Origin of the sequence: Burkholderia arboris, from assembly GCF_038723655.1 — a bacterium.
Taxonomy (GTDB): Bacteria; Pseudomonadota; Gammaproteobacteria; order Burkholderiales; family Burkholderiaceae; genus Burkholderia; species Burkholderia arboris.
Map to the genome: position 1 here is coordinate 2738920 of NZ_CP109822.1, position 22786 is coordinate 2761705.

General features: G+C 66.6%; 22 protein-coding genes. 6 read left to right on the forward strand and 16 right to left on the reverse strand.

Annotated elements, in window-relative coordinates:
- Window positions 1-52: 52 nt before the first annotated feature.
- From OHZ10_RS29700 to OHZ10_RS29710, 3 genes are all read right to left on the reverse strand, one after another.
- Window positions 53-1417, reverse strand: a complete 1365-nt coding sequence (locus OHZ10_RS29700; RefSeq protein ID WP_342705217.1) for an MFS transporter — start codon at window positions 1415-1417, stop codon at window positions 53-55.
- A 22-nt stretch (window positions 1418-1439) separates the two neighbouring features.
- Window positions 1440-2132, reverse strand: coding sequence for an HAD family hydrolase (locus tag OHZ10_RS29705; protein WP_059239909.1), 693 nt, complete (start codon window positions 2130-2132; stop codon window positions 1440-1442).
- Window positions 2133-2223: 91 nt separating this feature from the next.
- Window positions 2224-2535: a winged helix-turn-helix transcriptional regulator gene (locus OHZ10_RS29710; RefSeq protein WP_226196263.1), complete on the reverse strand. Its 312-nt coding sequence runs from the start codon at window positions 2533-2535 to the stop codon at window positions 2224-2226.
- A gap of 243 nt (window positions 2536-2778) precedes the next feature.
- Here OHZ10_RS29710 and OHZ10_RS29715 point away from each other — a divergent pair, with 243 nt between their 5' ends.
- A complete protein-coding gene (locus tag OHZ10_RS29715) occupies window positions 2779-3108 on the forward strand; it encodes a YdhR family protein (protein WP_155627273.1) in 330 nt (109 codons plus the stop codon).
- Between the two features lie 62 nt (window positions 3109-3170).
- Here OHZ10_RS29715 and OHZ10_RS29720 read toward each other — a convergent pair whose 3' ends face one another.
- The 3 genes from OHZ10_RS29720 to OHZ10_RS29730 form a co-directional block, all read right to left on the reverse strand.
- Entirely contained in the window at window positions 3171-4676 is a 1506-nt protein-coding gene (locus tag OHZ10_RS29720) for an agmatine deiminase family protein (RefSeq protein WP_342705218.1), read from the reverse strand.
- Between the two features lie 87 nt (window positions 4677-4763).
- Entirely contained in the window at window positions 4764-6302 is a 1539-nt protein-coding gene (locus tag OHZ10_RS29725; RefSeq protein WP_342706001.1) for a DUF3138 family protein, read from the reverse strand.
- Window positions 6303-6538: 236 nt separating this feature from the next.
- The gene (locus OHZ10_RS29730; RefSeq protein WP_174991395.1) at window positions 6539-7660 is read right to left on the reverse strand and encodes a polyamine ABC transporter substrate-binding protein; all 1122 of its coding nucleotides are present in this window, start codon (window positions 7658-7660) and stop codon (window positions 6539-6541) included.
- Between the two features lie 795 nt (window positions 7661-8455).
- On the opposite strand from OHZ10_RS29730, the gene OHZ10_RS29735 reads away from it, so the two are divergent.
- Both OHZ10_RS29735 and OHZ10_RS29740 read left to right on the forward strand, forming a co-directional pair.
- Window positions 8456-8764 (forward strand): ArsR/SmtB family transcription factor, encoded by a 309-nt coding sequence (locus tag OHZ10_RS29735; protein ID WP_006496873.1) that lies wholly within the window; start codon window positions 8456-8458, stop codon window positions 8762-8764.
- A gap of 81 nt (window positions 8765-8845) precedes the next feature.
- The gene (locus OHZ10_RS29740; protein WP_059239896.1) at window positions 8846-9907 is read left to right on the forward strand and encodes an alkene reductase; all 1062 of its coding nucleotides are present in this window, start codon (window positions 8846-8848) and stop codon (window positions 9905-9907) included.
- Window positions 9908-9925: 18 nt separating this feature from the next.
- On the opposite strand, the gene OHZ10_RS29745 is transcribed toward OHZ10_RS29740, so the two are convergent.
- Window positions 9926-10453, reverse strand: a complete 528-nt coding sequence (locus OHZ10_RS29745) for a GNAT family N-acetyltransferase (protein WP_059239894.1) — start codon at window positions 10451-10453, stop codon at window positions 9926-9928.
- Between the two features lie 87 nt (window positions 10454-10540).
- Here OHZ10_RS29745 and OHZ10_RS29750 point away from each other — a divergent pair, with 87 nt between their 5' ends.
- On the forward strand, window positions 10541-11152 hold the full coding sequence (locus OHZ10_RS29750; RefSeq protein ID WP_059239893.1) for a LysE family translocator: 612 nt from the start codon (window positions 10541-10543) through the stop codon (window positions 11150-11152).
- Window positions 11153-11403: 251 nt separating this feature from the next.
- Here OHZ10_RS29750 and OHZ10_RS29755 read toward each other — a convergent pair whose 3' ends face one another.
- Window positions 11404-11865: a hypothetical protein gene (locus tag OHZ10_RS29755; RefSeq protein ID WP_342705219.1), complete on the reverse strand. Its 462-nt coding sequence runs from the start codon at window positions 11863-11865 to the stop codon at window positions 11404-11406.
- A gap of 286 nt (window positions 11866-12151) precedes the next feature.
- Between OHZ10_RS29755 and OHZ10_RS29760 the strand changes: the two genes are divergently transcribed.
- Window positions 12152-13108: an alpha/beta hydrolase family protein gene (locus tag OHZ10_RS29760; RefSeq protein WP_342706002.1), complete on the forward strand. Its 957-nt coding sequence runs from the start codon at window positions 12152-12154 to the stop codon at window positions 13106-13108.
- Here OHZ10_RS29760 and OHZ10_RS29765 read toward each other — a convergent pair whose 3' ends face one another.
- Window positions 13109-14029, reverse strand: a complete 921-nt coding sequence (locus tag OHZ10_RS29765; protein WP_155627272.1) for a phosphatidylinositol-specific phospholipase C — start codon at window positions 14027-14029, stop codon at window positions 13109-13111. It lies immediately after the preceding gene.
- A 6-nt stretch (window positions 14030-14035) separates the two neighbouring features.
- On the opposite strand from OHZ10_RS29765, the gene OHZ10_RS29770 reads away from it, so the two are divergent.
- Window positions 14036-15058, forward strand: a complete 1023-nt coding sequence (locus OHZ10_RS29770; protein WP_342705220.1) for a LacI family DNA-binding transcriptional regulator — start codon at window positions 14036-14038, stop codon at window positions 15056-15058.
- Window positions 15059-15090: 32 nt separating this feature from the next.
- Here the strand turns inward: OHZ10_RS29770 and OHZ10_RS29775 are convergent, their stop codons facing one another.
- The 7 genes from OHZ10_RS29775 to OHZ10_RS29805 all read right to left on the reverse strand — a co-directional run bounded on the left by OHZ10_RS29775 (window position 15091) and on the right by OHZ10_RS29805 (window position 22752).
- Window positions 15091-15978 carry a carbohydrate ABC transporter permease gene (locus OHZ10_RS29775; RefSeq protein WP_174991339.1) on the reverse strand — a complete coding sequence of 296 codons (888 nt, stop codon included), beginning with the start codon at window positions 15976-15978 and terminating at the stop codon, window positions 15091-15093.
- A complete protein-coding gene (locus OHZ10_RS29780; RefSeq protein ID WP_059239882.1) occupies window positions 15948-16817 on the reverse strand; it encodes a carbohydrate ABC transporter permease in 870 nt (289 codons plus the stop codon). The genes OHZ10_RS29775 and OHZ10_RS29780 overlap by 31 nt, the downstream gene beginning before the upstream one ends.
- Before the next feature lie 34 nt (window positions 16818-16851).
- Window positions 16852-18090 (reverse strand): ABC transporter substrate-binding protein, encoded by a 1239-nt coding sequence (locus OHZ10_RS29785; RefSeq protein ID WP_059239880.1) that lies wholly within the window; start codon window positions 18088-18090, stop codon window positions 16852-16854.
- Between the two features lie 195 nt (window positions 18091-18285).
- Window positions 18286-19494 (reverse strand): porin, encoded by a 1209-nt coding sequence (locus tag OHZ10_RS29790; protein WP_256086150.1) that lies wholly within the window; start codon window positions 19492-19494, stop codon window positions 18286-18288.
- Window positions 19495-19660: 166 nt separating this feature from the next.
- Window positions 19661-20599, reverse strand: coding sequence for a helix-turn-helix domain-containing protein (locus OHZ10_RS29795; RefSeq protein ID WP_043181328.1), 939 nt, complete (start codon window positions 20597-20599; stop codon window positions 19661-19663).
- Window positions 20600-20668: 69 nt separating this feature from the next.
- The gene (locus tag OHZ10_RS29800; RefSeq protein ID WP_342705221.1) at window positions 20669-21253 is read right to left on the reverse strand and encodes a DUF3156 family protein; all 585 of its coding nucleotides are present in this window, start codon (window positions 21251-21253) and stop codon (window positions 20669-20671) included.
- Window positions 21250-22752 (reverse strand): APC family permease, encoded by a 1503-nt coding sequence (locus OHZ10_RS29805; protein ID WP_342705222.1) that lies wholly within the window; start codon window positions 22750-22752, stop codon window positions 21250-21252. The genes OHZ10_RS29800 and OHZ10_RS29805 overlap by 4 nt, the downstream gene beginning before the upstream one ends.
- Window positions 22753-22786: the final 34 nt, after the last annotated feature.

Here is a 22786-nt window from a genome sequence, read left to right on the forward strand (position 1 = left end):
GGCGATGGTCGCAGAATCCGTCGCGCGCTGCCGGCCCGTTGCGCAATACGGCTCAGTCGGCCGGCTCGGAAACCCGGCCGGCGTCGGCCCGAACTTCGCGCGCGCCGCCGCGCGGCGTGTTCCGGCCCTCTGCCGCCGGCGGCAAGCCGCCCGCCGCCACGGCAAGCAACGGGCGCTCGGGATGCACGAACAGCCACAGCACCGCGCCGCAAGCCGCCGCCGCACCGATCACGAACATTCCGCTGCCCCAGCTGCCGGTGACCTTGACGACGAGCGCGAGCGTCATCGGGCCCGCGACGTTCGACAGTGCGCCCCACACGTTGGTCCAGCCCGACATCACGCCGGCGAACGGCCGCCCGAGATCCTGCGCGGCCGACCATACGACGACCTGCACGAACCCGACGGCCGCAAACGACACGCACAGCAGCGCGATGACCGCGGCCATCGCCTCCGCGCGCGACGCGGCGACCAGCGCCAGCGCGCTCACGACGAATCCCGCGATCGCGACCGGCGTGCGCGCCCAGTAGATCGAGCCCGTTTTCCTCAGCAGCCGGTCGCTGACGGCGCCCGCGACGAACACCGCCGCGAACACGGCAACCCACGGCAGCGACGCGTACAGCCCCATCGCCTTCAGCGACAGTCCGCGCGCGCGCATCAGGTAGGTCGGCAGCCATGTCGTGTAGAAGCTCTGGATCAGCACGAGCAGGAAATACTGAATGCCGAAGATCCAGAAGCGCCCCAACCGCAGGCAACGCATCAGCGAACCCGACACGACCGTGTGGCCGGGCGGCTGGCCGGCCGCGATGTAGTCGGCTTCGGCCTGCGTGATGAGCGGATGCGACGCCGGCGCATCGCGGTAGCCGAACCACCAGATTGCGCCGAGCAGCAGGCCGAGCGCGCCGAATCCGTGGAAGACGGCATGCCAGCCGAAATGGACGATCGTCCAGGCCGTGAGCGGCGCCGACACGATCGGGCCCAGATACAGGCCCGCGAGCAGCACCGCGTTGCCTTTCGCGCGCTCGCCGGCCGGAAACCAGCGCTTGAGCGCGACGACGCTGCTCGACCAGTCGGCCGACTGCGCGCCGCCGAGCACCAGCCGGCAACCGAACAGCCAGGTGAACGAACCGCCGAACGGCGTGACGATCATCATCAGCGACCACAGCGTGCTCGTGCCGAACAGCACGCGGCGCGACCCGAAGCGTTCGGCCGCGCGTCCGGCCGGAAGCTGGCCGATCGCATAGGCCCAGAAGTAGATCGTCAGGATCATCGACATCTCGACGATCGACAGGCCGAGCTCTCCCTGGATCGTCGGCGCGGCCACGGCCATCGCCGCGCGATCGAGCGTCATCACGAAGGTCAGCGGCGCGACCAGAAACGCGACGATCTTCCAGCGCAGATGGTTCACGTGGCGCGGCATCGTGCGGCTCCCGAATCCGGCGTCAGGCGTCGTGCGGGCCCGACGCCCGGCCCGGCTCGCGCTGCATCCGCTGCACGAGCGCGGCCAGCTCGCCGATATGCGTGCGCACGGCCTGCTTGCCCGCGCGCGCCCATGCATCGAACGTCGTCATGCCGCTCACCGCGCCGACGAACGGCACGCCGGCGCGCTCGGCCGCCTGCGCGTCCACGGCGTGGTCGCCGACGTAGATCGCCGCGCGGGCCGGCAGGTCAAGCCGCGCGAGTGCCTGCACGAGCCCTTCGGGATCAGGCTTGTGACGCTGCACGTCTTCGCCGCCGATCAGCACGTCGACCAGCGATTGCAGGCCGTTGCGTTCGAGAATCGCCTCGATCCGGTAACGAAACTTGGACGACACGATCGCGACCGCGAGCCCCTGCTCACGCAACTGCGCGAGCAGCGGCGGCACCTCGGGATAGATGCGCGTGCCGGCCACCATGATCTCGTCGGCGCGCGCGACGAAGTGCCGCGCGAATGCGTCGGCCCGCGCCGGCTCGGCTTCGCCCGTCAACGAATGGAACATCTGCGGCAGGGTCAGCCCGATCACGGCGCCGATCTGCGCGGGCGTCGCGCCGGCGGCGCCCAGCCGATGCAATGCGTATTCCGTGCATTCGATGATCGCGGCGGACGAATCCGCCAGCGTCAGATCGAAATCGAAGATCACGGCCCGAACAGACATGAAATGACTCCGCAAACAGAAAATGGATCGCGCCCGACGCTTGACGCTTGACCCGAAACGATGTTGCGACGCGTACCCCGGCGCGGATCGATCAGCGCGCTTGACCGGATTGCTCGCGATCGGCCGCGTCGAGCCCTTCCGGGTCGCGCTTCGCCCACTGTCTTGCCCACCCCAGCAACGGCTGCAACGCCGCTTCGAGCCGCCGGCCTTCGGCGGTCATGCAATAGCCGCCCTCCCCATGCTCGACGAGGCCGGACGCCTTGAGCTCGGCCAGCCGCGTGTTGAGCAGGCGTGCGTTCGTTTCGCAGGCTTCCTGCAACGCGCGAAACGTGAGCGGCGCGCCCCGCAGTTCCCACAGGATGCGCAGCGCGGTACGGCGCCCGAGCAGATCCAGCACGACCATGATGGGCCGCCCTGTCGTCGATCCGCGAACGCGTTGTCCGATTTTGGGTGTGGTCATGCTTTACTTTTTAAAGCAATCGACGGGCAGAGTCAATTGCCTGAATGGTGCGTCGCCTTTGCTTTACTTTTTAAAGCACGGCGCCTACGCTGTCACACAGGCGCTTGAAGCGCATGCGGCACCGATCCCCTCTTGAGCGACGGCGCGTGTGTTGCGTTTCCGCGATTTTCTCGTGGAGGATTGACCGTGATAACCGAAATCGTCTTCTTCAAGCTGCAACCCGATGTCGATGTCACGACGCTGGAAGCGCGCTATGAAAGTACCGCGGCAAAGTGGGCGCAGAACCCGGACCTGCTGCACAAGTGGTACTTCTACGACGCGGCCACGCACGAAGGCGGTGGTGTGTACGTGTGGCGCACGCGCGAAGCCGCCGCGCACTGGCACGGCGACGAATACAAGGCGATGGTCGAGCGGGTGTACGGTCACCCGCCCGTGATACGCGTGCTCGATACGCTCGCGCATGTCGATGCGACGCAAGGGCGATACGAGATCGTGGGGAAGGCACTGCCTGGCTGACGTGTTCGGCCGCCCGGCACGGACCGTTCCGGGCGGCCTTGTGCGGTTGCAGGACGCCCGATCTACGCAGGAAGTTCACGCGTCGCGCAATGCACGCCGCCTCCCCCCGACGCAATGCCCAGAATATCCACCTGAACGATATCCCGCGAACCCGCATACGGCTGGATCGCCGTCAGCGCAGCGGAGTCGGCAGAAGCATCGTTGAATTTCGGCATGATGATCGCGCCATTGCATGTATAGAAATTGATGTAGCCGGCCGCGAAATTGGTCATCTGGCGATTGGTCAGCGTCATGCCATTCGACGTTCCATAGTTTGCCGGCGTCGTCAGCTCGATCAACTGCAGCGTCCTTCCGCTTGCGTCGGTCTGATTGTTCAGGCGCCGCCAGTTGGCCTCGCTCAGCGCCCGTTCTCCCATCGAATTCGACGCGTCGTAGCAGTATGCGACGACACCGGGCGATAGAAACTTGGCGTAGAAATCGACGTGCCCGTTCGTGATGTCGGTCTCGCTCGCCGGCGTCGCGGCGCCACCTTGCCCACCGGCGCCGCAACCTTGCGGAAAGATCGCCGTTCCCGGAATCCAGATGATCTTCTGTACGCCGAGCGTACGCTGCAGTTCCGCCAGCACCGTGTCCTTGGCCGTCGGCAGCAGTGTCGCGTTGGCAACGACACCCCCCGGAATATTGAACAGTTGCGGATTGCGGCTGACGTGCAGCACCGCCGATTCCGTCAGGATCGCCGTCGCCTCCCCGTCGAATTCGATCGCCCCGCCTTCGAGCGTCAACGTACTTTGTATCAGCGTCGCGTTGTTCGCCTGCGCCATCCATCCCGCCAGCGCACGATCGTTGGCGAACGGCTGGAAGAATTTGCCCGCCTTGGACTTGTTGCTGCCCGCCGCAACGGCAGGCGGCACCGTCATGCCCGCATTGAGGTTCAAGCCGTCCGTGTTCGCATTACCCCAGCCGTTGAAGTTGAAGTTCACCGCGCACAGCGCATTGCCATTGGCCGTATCCTTTACGAAGACACAGCCGGTGTCGCGCGTCCACAGATCGTCGAAGCCGTCGGCCCGCGCGATCAGGTTGACGCCGCCCGCGCCTGCGCCGCGTGCCAGGTAATTCGCGTGGATCGCGGGGTTCGCGTCGCTTGCCGTCGCCAGCAACGCCTGCGCGGCGCTCAGGTCGACCGGCAACACCAGCATGTTGACCGGTTCGTAGGTGCCGATCGCCTTCGCGACATCCATCAGGTCGGCACGAACCCGGTCGATACCCGCATCCGTGCTCTGCGCGGTCAGCGGCGTCCAGATGCCTTCCGAACCCGACGCGAACGCCATGTACGTCGCCGCGTGCGGCGCATCCTCGCCCGGCATCAGGTATGCCGCCGGGTTTGCCGCCTGACGCGACGACGCGCGAATGGCCGCGGGACCTGCCGACGCATCGTCGCCGCTACACCCCGCCAACGCGCCGATCCAGGATGCACCGAGGAGGGCCGCCGATCCCCTGATGAAGTCGCGACGCGTGAGTGCCGAGCGATCGGTTTCCGGGCATGACGGTCGGGTGAATTTGTCTTTCATTGCATCTCCATGAGCCAATGAGCCAACTGGATGGGGCCGGACGACAACGCACCGTTGCCGACCGGTACGACAGCGCGCTGTCCGGCGCTAGAACGAGTAGATGAACTGCGTCGCAAGCAAGTCGTTGCTTTTGCCGTACGAGCCGTCGTTTCTCAGGAACACCTTGTTGTTGGCCCAGTCGTGCCGGTACTCGACCTTCACCGTGATCTGGGCGGTCGGGAAAAACAGCAGGTCGAGCGCGACGTCCTGACGGTTCGAACCCTTGCACTGAAGACCCGTGCCACCACTTGCCTGCGAATTGGCGAAGCAGTCCGCGCCGATGCCGAAGCCGTTGTACGGGTCGCGCCCCTGACCATTCAGCGCGATGCCGCCGCCACCGCCGCCGTTCTTGCTGTCGGCGAGGAAGTCGTAGCGGAGCGTCACGCCCATCCTGCCGACGCCCGGCAAGCTGAACTTCCGGTGCGCGAGCAGCGAAATGCCATACCATTGCGCCTGGCCGCCGTTGAACGCCGCGTTCTGCTGCTGACCGTAGTCGATTTCTGCGTTGTACTGAACGTCTGCGAGCTGATAAGTCAGGTCGGCTTCCGAGAAGAAGAATGCGCCGAAGCCATTGGGCGCCTGACCGCCGATGCCATAGCTCATTGCACCGGTCGCGGGATTGACTGCGCTCGGCAACGTCTGCCGCCCGATGTTGAACGACGCCCCGATATCGAGCGCACTGGACCACGCATAGTCCGCGCGTGCCGTGAAAGTCGGCACCTTGTTGCTGATCGTGACCGGATCGCCCAGCGCGTTGGTTCCCGTCTGCGTAATGGCGCCATTGGTCCGGTACTGTTCGTTACCGAGCAGGAACTTCCACGTCCACTTGCCCTTCGTATAGTTCGCCCCGAGGCCGACATAGCTGCCCGGGTCGGAAAAGTCGTACAGCAGGTTGTGAGTCAGCGTAAGCATCTGATTCGACTGCTGGACCTCGTAGCCGCCGAAGCTGGACATCAGGCCTGCAACGAATGTCGTCGTACCCGTGAGCGGAACGGTGACGACCGCCGTATTCAGGATGTTGTTGCCGATCTGGCCACGCTCGTTCTGCATCAGCGTGATGCCGTTGCCCCGGTTGGGCATCAGCGTGATTTCGGCCGACGGCGCCATCGGCCCGACACCGAAGGTTTTCTTGATGTCCAGGTACAGGTCGCCGAACGTGCTGTTGAAGTAACCGCCGGTATTTTCGTGATTCGCGAACAGGAACGACGAACCGCCCTGCGCGCGGTTGTACACATAAGTCGGGTCGATGTAGCCCGTCACGGAGAGACCGGCAATCGGGCCGGTGTTCGCTGCGTCCTCGAGCGAGTTCACCTTGAGTTGCTGAGTGGCAAGCTGTTGCTTCATGGCCGTGACGTCGTCGTTGGTGAGCGACGCCTGCGCGCTGCCATAGTCAGGCGACGACGGATCGACCGGTACAGGTGCGGCGATTGCCGGCCGGTCCGACGGACGCGCCTGCAATCCGGCCATCTCCTTCTTCAGTACGTCGAGTTGCGCCTGCAATACCCGGATCCGGTCGGCCATGGTGTCGGCCACGGCAACACCGGGCAGACAGCCCGCCACCAGCAAACCAATCAGCTTTCTTCTCATACGAAGTCTCCATGTTTTTCTATTGCAGCGATTGCCGCCTTGGCCGGGCTGTCGCACACCGGCGGGCGGCAGGCGCACGCACGAACGCTCCCGTGCGAGGCGCACGAGGCAGCTCACAAGGAGTACGGTGTTCGGGGGAATGCGCCTGCTCGCTATCGGTGCAGGCAACCTGGCATGACGGCGGTTTCAGTCCGCGCGGCACGCGGCGCTTGCCGGCGCTGCGCTGTTCGACGCCATCAGCGCCCTGCCTTCAGCTGTGCCCAGAGGCGGTTCTCGAGACGGACGATCTCGATCGGCAGCGGTTTCATCAGCGTCATTTTCCGCAGCACGTCATCGGGGGGATAAACGCTCGGATCCTGCGATACGACGGGGTTGACGAGTGGTCGAGCGGCACGGTTCGCGGTCGGATAGAACACTTCGTTGGTAATCGCCGCATTGACCTTCGGGTCCTCGATATAGTCGATCCACTTCATGGCCGCCTCGGGATGCTGCGCGTCCTTCGGAATCGCCATCATGTCGAACCACAGCAGGCCGCCTTCCTTGACGTTCGAAAAGCGGATCTCGTAGGATCGTTTCGCGTCTGCGGCGCGCCGCCGCGCAATGCCGACGTCGCCCGACCAGCCAATTGCGACGCAGACATCGTTGTTGGCGAGATCGTTGATGTAGCCCGACGAGTTGAACTGCGTGATGTACGGACGCACCTTCTTCATCAAATCGAACGCGGCCTGATAGTCCGCGGGATTCGAACTGTTCGGGTCCTTGTGCAGGTACTGCAACGCGGTCGCGAACGCATCGGCGGCCTGATCCAGGAACGAGACGCCGCACTGCTTCAGCTTCGACACGTTCTCCACGTCGTACACCAGTGCCCAGCTGTCGACCGGCGCGTTGTCCCCCAGCGCTTTCTTCACTTCCTGGACGTTGTAGCCGATGCCGTCCGTGCCGAACGCCCAGGGCACGCCGTATTGCGCGCCCGGATCGACATCCGCGATCATCTTCATCAGCACCGGGTCGAGATGCTTCAGGTTCGGAATCTTCGACTTGTCGAGCTTCTGAAGCATGCCGGCCTGGATTTGCCTCGCCATGTACAACGACGACGGCACCACGATGTCATAGCCGGAACTCCCGGCCAGGAGCTTTGCCTGAAGCGTGTCGTCACTGTCGTAGTTGTCGTACCGCACGTGAATGCCGGACGCCTTTTCGAAGTTCGGGATCGTGTCCCTGGCGATGTAGTCCGACCAGTTATAGACATTGAGTTCGGGAGCCGCCGCGATCGCCGGCAGCGAGCAGCACGGAAGAAGCCCCGCAATTGCAACCAGAGCAACGCCCGCGACCTTTGGGCGAAGAGGACAGAAGCGCATTGCTGTTTTCCTTGAAGGTAATGGATCGGCGTGAACGTTGACGGCAAATTGAAAGAAGCCGGTCGGCGATCGGCGCGCTCCGTACGATTCGTCGCTGCTCACGCAGTCGCGAATCCGTGCCGACGAAAGCACTGCGCCGCGGCATACGGGCTCCGTGAATTCTTTCTCCTGCATCGCAATCCGATGACAATTTGCTTTCTACTCCGATATAATCGGACGATACGAATGGCGACGGTATTGAATGAATGCCGTTGCCCGTCAGGTATCGCTTGCACTCGCCTTGCCGACGAGTGAGCCATTGTGGGTAGAACAATTCCTGGTGAAAATTGATGTTTTTTGCTTGATTCGATCAATTTTCCTCATGGCTCCACGGCAGCCGACACGTGCCGTACCACGCGCCTCGCGCCGATCCGGATACCGTCCGGAATACCGACAACCGCCGATCGATCGGTGCGCAATCCGGGCCGGATACGGGGCGTTCTCCCGCGTATCCCGATGCAGCCCTTTGAAACCTGGTTGCAAGTCCAACGCCACGCCAGTGCGCAAACCCGACGCGGCCGACTTGCCGATTCACGCGGTGACGCGCGCCCGCGGCGCCCGCTGGCCGGGCATCCACCCGTCAACGGCCCTTCGCGCACCCACGCATCGCTCAAGCGCGAAAGTGCGGCCCGTCGTCCCTATCGACACCCTATCAACCCCATAGCCAACAGTGCCTTCGCGCATATCGTCAAATTACGATATAAGATTCGCCCATCGACGATACCTGTTTGCCCGACCGAAACGCCAAGCTCTTCCATGCCGACCGAACTCGACATCGATGCAATCCTGAAAGCGCTCTCGAACCCCGTGCGCCGGGAAATCCTCGTCTGGCTGAAAACGCCCGGCGAGCACTTCCCGCAACAGACGCTGCCGTACGAACACGGCGTCTGCGCGGGCCAGATCGACGCGCGCTGCGGGTTGTCGCAGTCGACCGTCTCCGCGCACCTCGCCACGTTGCAGCGCGCGGGGCTCGTGACGTCGACGCGGATCGGCCAATGGGCGTTTTTTCAGCGCAACGAGGCCGTCATCGACGCATTTCACGACGCCCTGCGCCGCGAACTCTAGCCAACGGCCGAACCGGCCATGCGGGGCGCCATCGCACATGACGCGACGGCTTCCCCACCTTTCGTGAAGAGGTTATCTGCCATGCCCACGCTGTTCGATCCCGTTACCCTCGGCGACCTGACCCTGCCGAACCGCATCGTGATGGCGCCGCTCACCCGCTCCCGTGCGGGCACGGCGCGCGTGCCGAACGCGCTGATGGCGCGCTACTACACCGAGCGTGCATCGGCCGGCCTGATCATTACCGAAGCGACGTCGGTCACCCCGCAAGGCGTCGGCTATGCCGACACGCCGGGCATCTGGTCCGACGAGCAGGTCGAAGGCTGGAAGCAAGTAACGCAGGCCGTGCATGCAGCCGGCGGCCGCATCGTGCTGCAGCTCTGGCACGTCGGCCGGGTCTCCGATCCCGTCTTCCTGAACGGCGACCTGCCGGTCGCGCCGAGCGCGATCGCCCCGGGCGGCCATGTGAGCCTCGTGCGTCCGCAGCGCCCGTACGTGACGCCGCGTGCACTCGAACTCGACGAAATTCCGGGCATCGTCGCCGCCTACCGCAAGGGTGCGGAAAACGCGAAGGCAGCGGGCTTCGACGGCGTCGAAATTCACGGCGCGAACGGCTACCTGCTCGACCAGTTCCTGCAGGACAGCACCAACCGCCGCACCGATGCGTACGGCGGCCCGATCGAGAACCGCGCACGCCTGCTGCTCGAAGTCGTCGACGCAGCGATCGACGTGTGGGGCGCCGGCCGTGTCGGCGTGCATCTCGCGCCGCGCGGCGACGCACACACGATGGGCGATTCCGATCCGGCAGCGACGTTCGGCTATGTCGCACGCGAACTCGGCCGCCGCAAGATCGCGTTCATCTTCACGCGCGAATCGTATTCGGGCGACCAGTTGAGCCCGCGCCTGAAAGAAGCGTTCGGCGGCCCGCTGATCGCGAACGAACAGTTCACGCTCGACACCGCGCAGGCCGCGCTCGAGAACGGCAGCGCCGACGCGATCGCGTGGGGCAAGCTGTTCATCGCGAACCCGGACCTGCCGCGCCGCCTCGAAATCGGCGCACCGCTCAACCAGCCGGTGCCGGAGACGTTCTATGCGGAAGGCGAAACGGGTTACACCGACTATCCGGCGCTGAGCGACGCGGCCTGACGACCGGGCAGCACGTGTTCAGGCGCGCACGTCCGCGCGCATGAACACGCGCTGCGTTTCGTCGAGGCCGAGTGCGACGTGGTGCGCGCGGATCGCGCGCAGTGTGTCGTCGAGCGACGCGTCGTCGACGATGCTGAAACCAAGGCGCGCGTAGTACGGCGCATTCCACGGCGCGTCTCGGAACGTCGACAGCACGACCTGCCCGACGTGCTCCTGCGCCGCGCGCGCCATCACCTGCTCGATCAGGCGCGCGCCGATCCGCTGTCCGGCATGCGACGGCGCGACATCCAGCTCCTCCAGATACAACCGCTGGGCATCGAGCAGCCGGTAGAACGCGAACCCGACGCACGTGCCCTGCGGATCGACCGCGACATACGCGCGGCCATCGTCGATGCGCACGAGCACCGCAGCCGCATCGGTCGGCTCGCCGTCGGCGATGTCGGTCATGCCGATCGCGCGAAACCGCTGCGCGGCGGCAACTTCCACAGCGGCCATCGCGGCCGCGTCTTCCTGCGTGGCAGGGCGAATCAGGATCGATGCAGTCATGACGGCAATTCAGGCAGGCAGTCTGGAACGGCCGTCACTATAATCCAGACTTCATACGTTTCGGACGTCCCGTCCCCGAGGCTCGCCATGACGTTGTCCGCACTCGCCGTCTTCGCCTTCGCCCTGCTCGTCACCGCCGGCACGCCAGGCCCGAGCGTCGCCGCGCTCGTCGCACGCGTGCTGACGAACGGCGTGCGCGACGTCCTGCCGTTCCTCGCGGCGATGTGGCTCGGCGAAGCGATGTGGCTCACGCTGGCGGTCGCGGGGTTGTCCGCGTTCGCGCGCACGTTCGCGGCGGGCCTGATCGTGCTGAAGCTGCTCGGCGTCGCCTATCTGCTGTTCCTTGCGTGGAAGATGTGGGCCGCGCCGACCGATACGGGCGCGGACAACCTGCCGCGCGGCCAGTCGCCGTGGCGCATGTTCGTCGCGGGCATGCTGGTTACGCTCGGCAATCCGAAGATCATGGTGTTCTATCTCGCGCTGCTGCCGACCATCGTCGACCTCACGCACGTCGGTATCGTGGCGTGGGCGGAACTGGTCGGCACGATGCTTGCGGTGTTGATCCTGTGCGACTGCTTCTGGTCGCTGCTTGCGTCGCGTGCCCGTGCGTTCCTGACGTCGGCACGCGCGAAACGGATTGCGAATCGTACGAGCGCGGCAGCGATGGCCGGCGCGGCAGTAGCGATCGCGACGCGCTGATGCGTTATCGCGGCATAGCCGTGGAATCCGGCAATGGCTGGCGTGAGAGAAACGTCACTCTCGCGAGCGTGGGTCTTCCCCCAAGTCACGCAGGCGCTTCTTCAACCGTTGATTGTCTGCGAGCAATGCGACCAGTGCGACAAGCGTCGCAACGGGGAAAAACCAGTCTCCTGAGTAGTGCAGCAATGCCCACGCCATAGCCGCAACGACAACAGCCGCGGCGATCAGACCGGTTCTGTCTCGCAATCTGCTCACGCTGCCCCCCTCCCGATCGCACGTGCGCGGATCACGTACGTCACACTGTTTGGCATGGGTCGAAGCACCTCCGGATACCGTTCGATCATGCGATAGACATCTTGCGGAACCGCAAGGCCGCGACGGCCCGCCCAGATGCGAATGCCATCGACAGCAGCCATGCCGTGCTTATCACACACCAGCGATGCATCTGCCGCAACGATCAGACTACCGATGACCGCACCGACGTAAAAACTCGCCCCGAGCGCGGACACGGCTGCCAGCAGTTCCAGCCCGGTGGTTGCGCCGATCAGCTCGCCGACCGTGGCAGTCGGACCCAGCGTCTTGAGTGCGCCAAGAATGGTCGCGAGCGTGCCAACTGCCGTTTGCTGCACAGCGAACAGGCTTGCCGGCGCAGGCAAACCGAGTGCATCCATGTTGTCACGGAATGCCCGATAGAAATTCTTGCATTGCGTCATTCAAAATCCCCCCGAAAGCGTGGTGATTCTAGTCATGACGCGACACGCGGACGATCCCGGCGGATTCATCCAGCCGGGGCAAGACCTCCCTTCAGAGCTTCGCCCCCCTGCCACCACAACCGTTCGCCGCCCCGACGCAAGCACGCCAGCATGCGTGGCGATTCGTTTCGAAGCGTTGCGAACGGATCTGCTAGTCGCTCAGCAACACTGTACACAGCCACCGATTTTCGTCACGATACGGCGAATTGCGACGGCAGTCCGCCGTGCCCTTGCCCCGGGGATCGACATGAAAACCTGGCTGTCGGCTGTCCTGCTCTGCCTGTCCGCAACGATCGCGCATGCGGCCGGCGTCAAGTTCGTCACCATCCCGGCCGACGCGGCCGGCCCGGAGATGCGCGTGGGCGTGTGGACGCCCTGTGCTGCGGCGCCACAACCCCTCTCGATCGGCCCGTTCGTGCTGAACGGGTCACGCGACTGCCCGACCGTCGGCGACAAGCTGCCGCTCGTCGTGATCTCCCACGGCCACGGCGGCTCGCTCCTCGGCCATCACGACCTCGCCGAAGCGCTCGCCGACGCAGGCTATGTCGTCGCGGCGATCAACCATCCCGGCGACACGTTCTCCGACATGAGCCGCGCCGCCGACCTGCAGGAATTCGTCGAACGCCCGGCCGACATCAAGCGCCTGGTCGACTACATGCTCGGCAACGCGCCGGATGCCGCCCGAATCGATCCGGCACGCATCGGCTTCTTCGGTTTCTCGCGCGGCGGCTTTACCGGCCTCGTGCTGGCCGGCGCCAATCCGGATTTCGTGCACGCGTCGGTGGCCTGCCCGGACCCGACCTGGCCAATCTGCAAGCAGATCCGCGACGGCGATGTGCCGAAGACGCCGCTGACGCACGATCCGCGCATCAAGGCCTACGTGCTCGCCGATCCGTTCGATGAATTCCCGACCGCCGCCACGCTGAAAGACGTCCATGCGCCGATCCAGCTCTGGGCATCCGAGTTCGGCGGCGACGGCGTCGAGCCGGCATCCGTCCCCGCGCTGGCCGGCCTGTTGCCGCAGCGGCCTGAATTCCACACCGTCCCGAACAGCGCGCATTTCGCGTTCATCGCGCCGTGTTCCGACGCATTGACACGCATTGCGTCGCGGGTCTGCGTCGATGCGAAGCCGTTCGATCGCGTCGCCTTCCACAGGACGCTCGACGCAAAAGCACTCGCATTCTTCAACGCGAACCTGCGCTGACTAACAGCGAAACGCCTTGCGCCAGACGCCCGGTTCCGGCACCGGGTCGTTGCACGCGATCAGCGCACGCACCAGTGCCCAGTCGTCGTCGTCGCAGAAATCGAGCAGCATCGCGCCATGCGGGCCGCGCTGCTCGCGCAGTCGTTCAGTCAGCCGCGCGTGAATGCCCTGCACCTTGCCGTCGCCATGCGCAACCACCGACGGATTCGCGCCCATCCCCGTCCCGCTGCAAAAACTGATCGCCCACCTGCCGCTGTCCGGCAACGGCAGGTGCGTCAGCAGCGTATCGATCGCGCGCCACTTCCACGCGATCGACGCAGCCACCGGCACACGATATTCGTCCTGGATCACGAACGCGCCGTCGGGGTGGTCGATCGAAAACGTCGCGTTGTCGGGCCACGCGGTCAGGTCGATGCCGAGCGGCCGGCCGCTGCGAAAGCGCCGCAGCAGCACGATCGCGCCGCGCACGTCGCCGAGCGCGGGCAGCGTGCCGCCCGCATGCCAGCGCAACCGCGGATGCCGCGCACGATGCGCGTCGAACGTCGCATCGAAACTGCGCGTACACGCCTGCGCCGGCCACTCGTCCTTCACCGACATCACGATGCATTCGCGCGGATGCGCATCGAGAAAGCGCGTACAGGTTGCCAGCACGTCGTCGAACGTCATGCCGAGCGCGATGCCGCCGTGATGGATGTCGAATGCATCGCGCACGTGCCGGCAGCGGATGTCGAGCAGCCGCACGCCGTGCGCGAGCTGCGCGTCGAGCGGCGCGCGCTGCGTACGCACGAGCCCGTCGTCGACCGTATACGCACAAGTGTCATGGCTGCCCGGTAGGGTCAGCGTATGCAGCAGCCGTGCATCGTCGAGCGCCGACATCCAGTCGGCGAGCGGCATGCACGTTTCGTGGCTCGAAGGGATCATGAATCGATGAATGACAAGGAAAGAAAACCGTGGGTGACGGCATCGGACGTCGCGGCGCGCGCGGGTGTCTCGCGCTCCGCGGTATCGCGCGCCTTTTCGCCGACGGCGAGCATCGCACCGCAGACGCGTGAACGCGTGATGGTCGCCGCGCGTGCGCTCGGCTACCAGGTCAACCTGATCGCGCGCGACATGATCACGCAGCGCAGCAGCATGATCGGCGTCGTCACGGCCGGGTTCGAGAATCCGTTCCGCGCGCGGTTGCTGTCGGACCTGATGGCCGCGCTCGGGCAACGCGCGCTCACGCCACTCGTGACCAATGCGGAAGATCCGCGCCAGGTCCGGCAATCGCTCGAACAACTGCTCAGCTACCGGATCGCGGGCCTCGTGATGACGTCCGCGTCGCCGCCGCTGTCGGTCGCGCAGCAGTATCTCGAACACCGGATTCCGGTCGTGATGATCAACCGCGAGGCGAACCTGCCGGGCGCGGATGTCGTCGTCAGCGACAACGCGGCGGGCGCTGCCCATGCGGCGCAGCGGCTCGTGCGGGCCGGCGCGCGCCGGCTCGCGTTCGTCGGGCCGCGCGGCGCCAGCTACAGCGCGCAGTCGCGCGCCGCGGCGTTCGAGCACGCGATCGGGCAAGGCGATGCGTTCGACGCGACGCTCGCGCACGTGCTCGACACGCCGTCCGATACCCATGCCAGCGGGATCGACGCGGCGCGGCAACTGTTCGCAGGCGGCGAACGGCCCGACGGCGTGTTCTGCTCGTCCGACCTGCTCGCGCTCGGCGTGATCGACGTCGCACGCCGCGAATTCGGGTTGCGCGTACCGGACGACCTGCGCGTGATCGGCTTCGACGACATTCCCGCCGCCGAATACGACGCCTACCGGCTGACGACGCTGCGGCAGGACACGCGCGGCCTCGCGCACGCGGCGATCGACCTGCTCGCCGATCGCATTCAGACGTTCGACGGCCCGTCGCGCACGCGCGTCGTGCCGGTCGCGCAGGTGGTGCGGGACAGCTGCGCGTGACGGCGTGAAATCGGGCGCGGCACGGCCGCGCGTCACTTCAGCCCGCCCGCGAACCCGCGCAACAGGTAGCGCTGCACATAGCCGGCCACGGCCAGCGTGGGCAGCGACGCCATCAGCCCCGCGCTCATCAGGTCGCCCCAGTCGATGCCGTTCTCCGTCACGTAGCCGGCAATCGCGAGCGGCAACGTGAAACGGCTCGGCGTCGACACGAACAGCAGCGCGATCAGGAACTCGTTCCACGCGGCGATGAACACGAAGATCGCCGTCGCGATCAGCCCCGGCGCGCACAGCGGCAGCACGATCTGCACGAGCCGTCGCGCGAGCCCCGCACCGTCGATGCAAGCCGCCTCCTCATACTCGATCGGCACGTCGCGTACGAACGCGAGCAGCATCCAGATCGCCATCGGGAGCGCATAGATCTGATAAGCGAGCATCAGGCCAAGCGTCGAATCGAGCAGATGCAGCCGCTTCGCGAGCGCGAACAGCGGCACCGCGATCGTGATCGGCGGCATCAGCTTCAACGCCAGCACGAGCACGAGGAACAGCAAGTCGAGCCGCGCCGGAAACCGCAGCCGCACGAGCGCGTACGCGGCCGGAAACGCGAGCGCCAGCGCGAGCAACGTCGTGCCGAAACCAACCAGCAGCGAATTGAACAGCGGCGCGCCGATGCCGTTGGACCACACCGACGCGAAATGCTCGAGCGTCGGCGCGGCCGGCCAGATCCGCAACGGATGATCGAGGCGTTCGAGCGTCGGCATGAAGGCCGCGCCGGCCATCCACAGGCATGGCAGCAACAACAGCGCGAGCGCGGCGATGCGCAATGCCCACGGCATCGCGCGACCGAATGCGGCGCCCATTCGCGCGCCCGTGATGCCTGCGGGATGCGCCGTCACGCGCGCCGCTTGCGAACCGTCTGCCATACGTACCCCGAGACCAGCACCGCGGACGCCGCGAGCATCAGCACCGACGCGGCGCTCGCCGGCCCGACGTTGAAGAAGCGGAAGCCCGTGTCGTAGATATAGGTCGACAGCGTCTGCGTCGCGTTGCCGGGGCCACCGCCCGTCAGCGCATAGACCTTGTCGAACAGCTTGAACGTATCGATCGAACGCAGCAGCAGCGCGAGGCCGATCTGCGGCGCCGCGAGCGGCAGCGTGATGTCGCGCAGGCACTGCCACTCGCTCGCGCCGTCGGTGCGCGCGGCTTCGTACAGCTCCTGCGGAATCGACTGCAGCCCGGCCAGCACGATCAGGAACGCCATCGGCGTCCACTGCCAGATGTCGACGAGCGCGAGCGACCACAGCGCGAGATGCGGATCGGACAGCCAGCGCACGCCTTCGATGCCGAACACGGCGAGCAGCGTGTTCAGGAAACCGTCGAAGTTCAGCCAGTTGCGCCAGATCGCCGAGCACACGAGTGTCGACAGCATCATCGGCAGGATCGCGAGCGGCAGCGCGATGCGCCGCCCCGGAAACGCGCGCACGAACAGCAGCGCGAGGCCGAAGCCCAGCGCGACTTCGGCGAGCGACGCGACGATCGTGAACCGCAGCGTATTGCCGAAGCCGGCCGTGAACGCGTCGTCGCCGAGTACCGCGCGATAGTTCGCGAGCCCCGTGAACGCGCGGCGGCCGGCCGAGTAGTCGACCTGGCAGAACGAATCGATCAGCACCTGCGCGACCGGATACAGCGCGAGCGCGACGAGCACCAGCAGCGCGGGCCCGAGCAGCGCGACGAACGGCAGGCTGCGGCCGAAGGCTTTCATGCGCGATCTCCGATCGACGGGTTGACGCGCGCGGTCACTTGCCGGCCGCGGCCATCGCCTGTGCGATCTTCTGCTGCGCCTGGCGCAGCGCGGCGTCGGGGGCGGCCTGCCCGGTCAGCGCAAGCTGCAGCTGGTCGCCGAGAATGCTCTCGACCTGCTGCCAATCCTTCACACGCGGGCGCGCCCGGCCGGCTTCGAGCGCCTTCAGCTGATCGGGATACCAGCGGTACTGGCGCACCAGCGCCGGATCGTTGAACACGCTGCGGCGGGTCGGCGGAATGCCGATGCCGGCGAGGCGCGTCTGCGTATCGCGTGCGGTCAGGTAAGCGAGGAAGTCCTGCGCGAGCTTCGCGTGCGGCGCATCCTTCGGAATGCCCATCTGCCAGATGCCGAGCATCGGCGCCGGGCCGGCGGTCTGCCCGGGCGGCGGCTGCAGCGCAATCTGCCCGACCACGCGCGACTGCTTCGGATCGTCGAGCGCCGGCACCCATGCCGGCCACACCTCGATCGACTGCGCGGCCGTGCCGCGCTGCAGCGCATCGCGCACTTCCGCCGCGCCGTACACGTCGACGTCCTTCGGCGCGAACGCCTTCAGCGCAAGGAACGTCTTCAGCGCGGCCTGCGCTTCGCGCGAATCGATCGTCACGTTGCCGGCATGGTCGAACACGTCGCCGCCATACGCCCACAGGATCGGCAGGAAGCCCGTCACGACCGGGTTGCCCTTCGTGCCGCGAAACACGACGCCCGACACGCTCTTGTCCGCGCCGCCGACGGTCTGCGCGATCTTCAGCACGTCGTCCCAGTTGCGCGGCGGCTGCAGCTTGTACTTCGCAAGCAGGTCCTTGCGGTACGCGAACATCTCGACGTTGCCGACGATCGGCAGCGCGTACAGCGCACCGGTGGCGTTGCGGCCGAGCGCGACGGCGGACGGCACGAGGTCGGCGTCCGCGAGCGACGCCGGCAGCGGCTTCAGCCAGCCGTTGCCGATGAATTCGGGCGCCCACGTGTCGTCCATCATCACGAGGTCGTATGCCCCGGTGCCTTCGCGCATCGACAGCTTGAGCTTCTGGTACAGGTTCGCGTTCGGTAGCTTGAGCAGCTCGATCTCGGTGCCCGGGTGCAGTTTGTTGAAGCCGGCGACGGCGTCGGCCAGCCCCTTGCCGTAGATGTCGTCGCGGCCTGCGATGACGAGATCCGCGGCAACGGCGTGCATGGCGGCGAAGGACAGCGCAAAGGCGGCGGACAGCGCGCGCAGGCGGGTCAGCAGGGTCATGAGGTCTCTCTCGTTCGACGTGGTGGCGGGACGGCCAGGCGTTGCACACGTGTGCAACGCAGGTGATGCGGCTGGCTGCCTGAAGCGTACGCCATTGTTCACGCCGATCGTTAAGAATTTATGGCACGCGGCGGGAGAGACAGCCAAACTGCCCGACTGCCCCGCCCCGCCTGGCCACGGCTGCCCCCGGCCCGGTCAGAAGTTCACGCGGATCCCGGCCATCACCGCCAGCTGACGGCTCGAGTTGCTGTTCGCGAGCACCGGAATTTGCGCGTAGTTCACCGCGTTGCCGTCCGCGCCGGTGCCGAGCCCCGTGCCGCTCGCGATCTGGCCGATCGCGACCGCATACAGCGCCGTGCGCTTCGACAGGCTGTAGTTCGTGCCGACGTTGACCTGGTGGAACCGCGTCGTGCCGCGTCCGTCGGTATGCGCGGCGTTGAAGATGTACGCGACGCCGCCCTGCAGCGCGGGCGTGAACATGTACGTGACGTTCAGCTCGCCGATGTCGAACGTGAACGCCTGCGTGCGCGGTTGCGCGGTGGTCGAGAAATAGCGGCTGTCGCCGAGGCGCGTATGCGTGTAGGTCAGCGCGACCGTCGCCGCGCCGAGCGTGACCGAACCGCCCGCGCCGAACGCGCGCATCGAGCCGGCGTCCTGCAGCAGGCAGTACATCGCACCCGGATTGCTGCACGCGAAGTCGCCGATATAGCCGCTCGCGCCGCCGAGCGCCGCGTCGAGCGGCTGGTGCAGGTCGAGGTAGCCGACCGAGAACGCCACCGGCGCGCGCGTGTACGTCGCGGCCACCGCATAGCCGCGCTTCGCGGAAAAGTCGCCGGCCTGCCCGCCGAAGCTGAAGGTGCCGCCGAACGTGAGGCCGTTGAAATCGGCGCTGGTGAACTTCACCGCGTTGTTGAAGTTGAATGCGGCGTTCAGGTTGTCGACGTCGCCGAGATGCGAGCCGTACGGCGTCGCCCAGTTGTTGCTCGATACGTATGCGCCGAGCATGTCGGTGTACGAGTCGTATTGGCGGCCGAGGCCGAGCGTGCCGATCCCGTCCCGACGCAGCCCGACCCACGCCTGCCGGCTGAATGCGGTGCCGCCCTGCAGCGCCTGCCCGCTCGCAGACAGGAACTGCTGCTCGAGCGTGAACACCGCATCGAGCCCGCCGCCGAGCGGCTCCGCACCCTGGAAGCCGAAGCGCGACGGCACGAGGTTGCCGCCGCCCATCTGCCACGCATGGCCGCCGCCCGTGCTGCCGTCGGCGCGTGTGAACTGCTGGTTCGTCGAGTAGATGATGCCGGTGTCCACGGTGCCGTACAGCGTCACGCTCCCCGAGGTCTGCGCGTGTGCGTGCATGCAACCCAGCGTCGCCGCGGCTGCGGCCAGTCGTCGTCCGATCTTCATGTCCCGCCCTCTGTTGTCATCGATTCGCAGTGCAAACCGATGGTGTTGTCGATATGGGTGACGGGACTCTATCCAGCGAAAATTCAGGACCTCTATCGCAAATCGGCAAACAGTGGGTTGCGCTGCCCGCGACGATGCCCGACGGCGCCGTCGCGGGTGGTGCGCGTCATTCGGGACGTGTCGTCTGGGAAGGCAGTTCGCCGAACAGGTCGCGATACTCGCGTGCGAAATAGCCGAGATGCGTGAACCCCCAGCTCGCGGCGGCCTCGCCGACGCCGAGCTGCTGCACCGACGTCGTGCGCAGCATCCGGCGCACCGCGTTCAGCCGGATCGTGCGCAGGTAGCCCACGGGGGTGACGTCGGCCACGCGTTGAAAACTCGTTTGCAGCGTGCGGCGGCTGCAACGCAGCGCGCGGCACAGTTCGAGCACGGTGACGGGCTCCTCGGGCCGGTCGCGCAGATGCTTCTCGCAACGGCTCACGATATCGCTGTAGGTAGCGTGCGTGATGTCGCGGCGCTCGACGCCGATGCCCTGTTCGAGCGCGTCGAGGAACATGCCGAGCATTGCGTCGCGGAACATCTTGCGGGTCGCCGCGTATTCGAGGTGGCCCGGGTTGCGCTGCGCGTCGTCGATCAGCGCCGACAGCCGCACGCCGAGCGCGACGCCCTGTTCGTCGGACAGCCGCGTCACGTGCCGCAGCTTGCGCGCGCCGGACGCGCCGAATTCGGCCTCGCACAGCTCGTCGACCATGTCGGACGCCGCGCTGATCCCGACGAGCCCCATCCCTTCCGGCGTGTGGAATTCGAAATCCTCGCCGGCGCGCAGCGCGAGCAGCGCATAGCCGTCGATCGGCTGCCCCTGGAACGTGCCCGCGAGCGGAACGGACAGCGGCACCGCGAGCGACGTGCGCCCGGCCGGCGCGAGCCCGGTTTGCGCGACGCGCCGGTTGGTCGTTTCGCGGAAGAAGTGAAAATCGTCGTACAGCACCTGCGTGACGGTGCCCTTGAAGCGGCCCGGCGTCATCTGGCGGTAGACCTGATGCCAGCCCGCGATCGCGAGCCCGTGATCGTGCACGTCTTCGTGTGAGCGTGACTGGAACAGCATCGGCATCTCCGGTAAAACCCTGATTCCTGGATGCGGCCGCCGGGTTCACACGGCACGCAACGCCACAGCTTACCCTCGCAAAATCCTGCGCAGTGCGGTTTCGAATGCAAGAAAGGCCGCCGACAGCGCAGCGGCCTGCTCGCCGGTCAGCCGGACATAGCGGCGAAACGACGGCATCCGGTTCACGACCTCGCTGCCACCGAACGGCACGATCGCAAGCGTCCAGCGGCCGTCGCGCGTGTCGATCGTGCAGTCGGTCAGGTGCAGCGGCCGCAGCGCGTCGACCAGCGACGGTTCGGCGATCAGCGCGGCCATGGTGTCATTGAATACGGGGTCGCATCCCGAGGCGCGTACCGCATCGATCCCCGTGCGGCGCAGCCAGCCGGTCTGCCGCACGCGGGCGCTGCCCTGCGCGGCCGGGCCGTTCGCGGTCGCCGCCACCCGCACGCTGACCGTATGCATCAGGAACTGGCGCTCGACGCGCTCGTCGACGCTCACGCGCACGCCGTTCGGCAGCCGCGCGGTGGCGCCGACACCGCCGGCATCGCGCGCGGCCTGCAGGTCGGCCAGCACGCGCGCGGCGATCGCGCCGGGCCGATGGCCGGGCGGCGGCGCATCGGGCGCCGCGCGCCACCGGGCAAGCGCGGCCTTCACGACGCGACGTGCTCGTTGCGCAGCACTTCCTCGACCGGCACCGGCTTGAACGGATGCCGGCGCTGCACGACGAGCGTCCAGAACAGCGCGTACAGCGCGGTGAGCCCGAGCATCGCGCCGAACGGCACGTAGATGTCGCGCGCGTTCATGCCGGGCGGCGTGATGTACCAGATCGCGAGCACGATGCCCACGCTCGACACGATCTGCGGCAGCGGGAACAGCGGCGAACGGTACGGACGCGGCAAATCCGGGCGGCGGATGCGCAGCATCACGACCGACGCGGTGACGAGCAGGTACGCGGTGCCCCACGCGCAGGTCGCGGCGAGCACGAGGTGCAGGATGCTGTCGAGATTGCCGTTGATCAGCCACGCGTGGAAGATCGGCACGATCGCCGCCGCGACGATCCCGACCACCGGCGTCTTGAAGCGCGGATGCAGGTACGCGAAGCAGCGCGGCAGCGCGCCGTCGATCGCCATCCCGTACAGGATGCGCGGCAGCCCAGCCATCAGCGTGTTGATCGTCGCGGCGCCCGCGCACAGGAACGCGATGCCGAACCAGATGCGCCCGAAGGGCCCAAGCACCTGCAGCGCGAACGCGGGAATCGCGCCCGGCGTGTCGAGCAGGTGCGTGAGGCCGTCGGGGCTCACCGGCACGTTCGCGACCTGGCGGCGGATCGCCGCGCCGTACAGGAACATGCAGATCGCGACGCCGACGAGGCCGAGCGCCATCGCCCGCGGAATCGTGCGGCCCGGCGACTTCATCTCCGGCGCGAGCGGCGTGACGAACTCGCAGCCGACGAACATGAACATCGCCATCCCGACGAGCGACAGCACGGCCGGCACCGACGTGCCGACTTCCGAGCCGCCGAACCAGCCGTCGAGATGCACGGCCGGCGCGGCCGCGAGCCCGAGGATCCCGAAGATCATCAGCGACAGCCACATGCCGGCCGTCAGCACGATCTCCAGCTTGCTGAACACCTTGATGCCGATGATGTTGGTGATCGCGAACGTGACCACGAGGCCGACGCCGACGAGCCACGAGCTGTTGTGCTTCTCGAACGCGGCGTTCAGCGATTCGAAGTTGACGAGCGCCATGATGCCGCTCAGGATCGTCTCCGCCGTGCCGGCGAACACGTGCACGAGGAAATACGCGGAGATCGTGCCGGTGATCGCCCAGAAACGGCCCAGCCCGCACGACAGGTAATCGTAGACCGAGCCGGCCGTCGGCAGCATCGCGGCGGCTTCGGAGAACGTGGTGGCCTGCGCCTGCATCATCACGAACGCGATGATCATCGCGACCGCGAACGCCCAGCCGCCCATCCCGAAGCCCGACGTCGCGGTGAGGATCACCGGGCTTGCCATGATGAGGCCGACGGCGCTCGCCAGCGCGGTCGGAAAGCCGACCGCACCCGCCTTCAGCGCCGTGCCGCCGCCCGCTTCGGCCGGCGATCCGGCGGACGTGTCGCCCGCGGCGCCGGTAACTCCTGACCATCCCGACATCTTTGTCTCCTTCCGTGACTGGCCTGAACCCGCG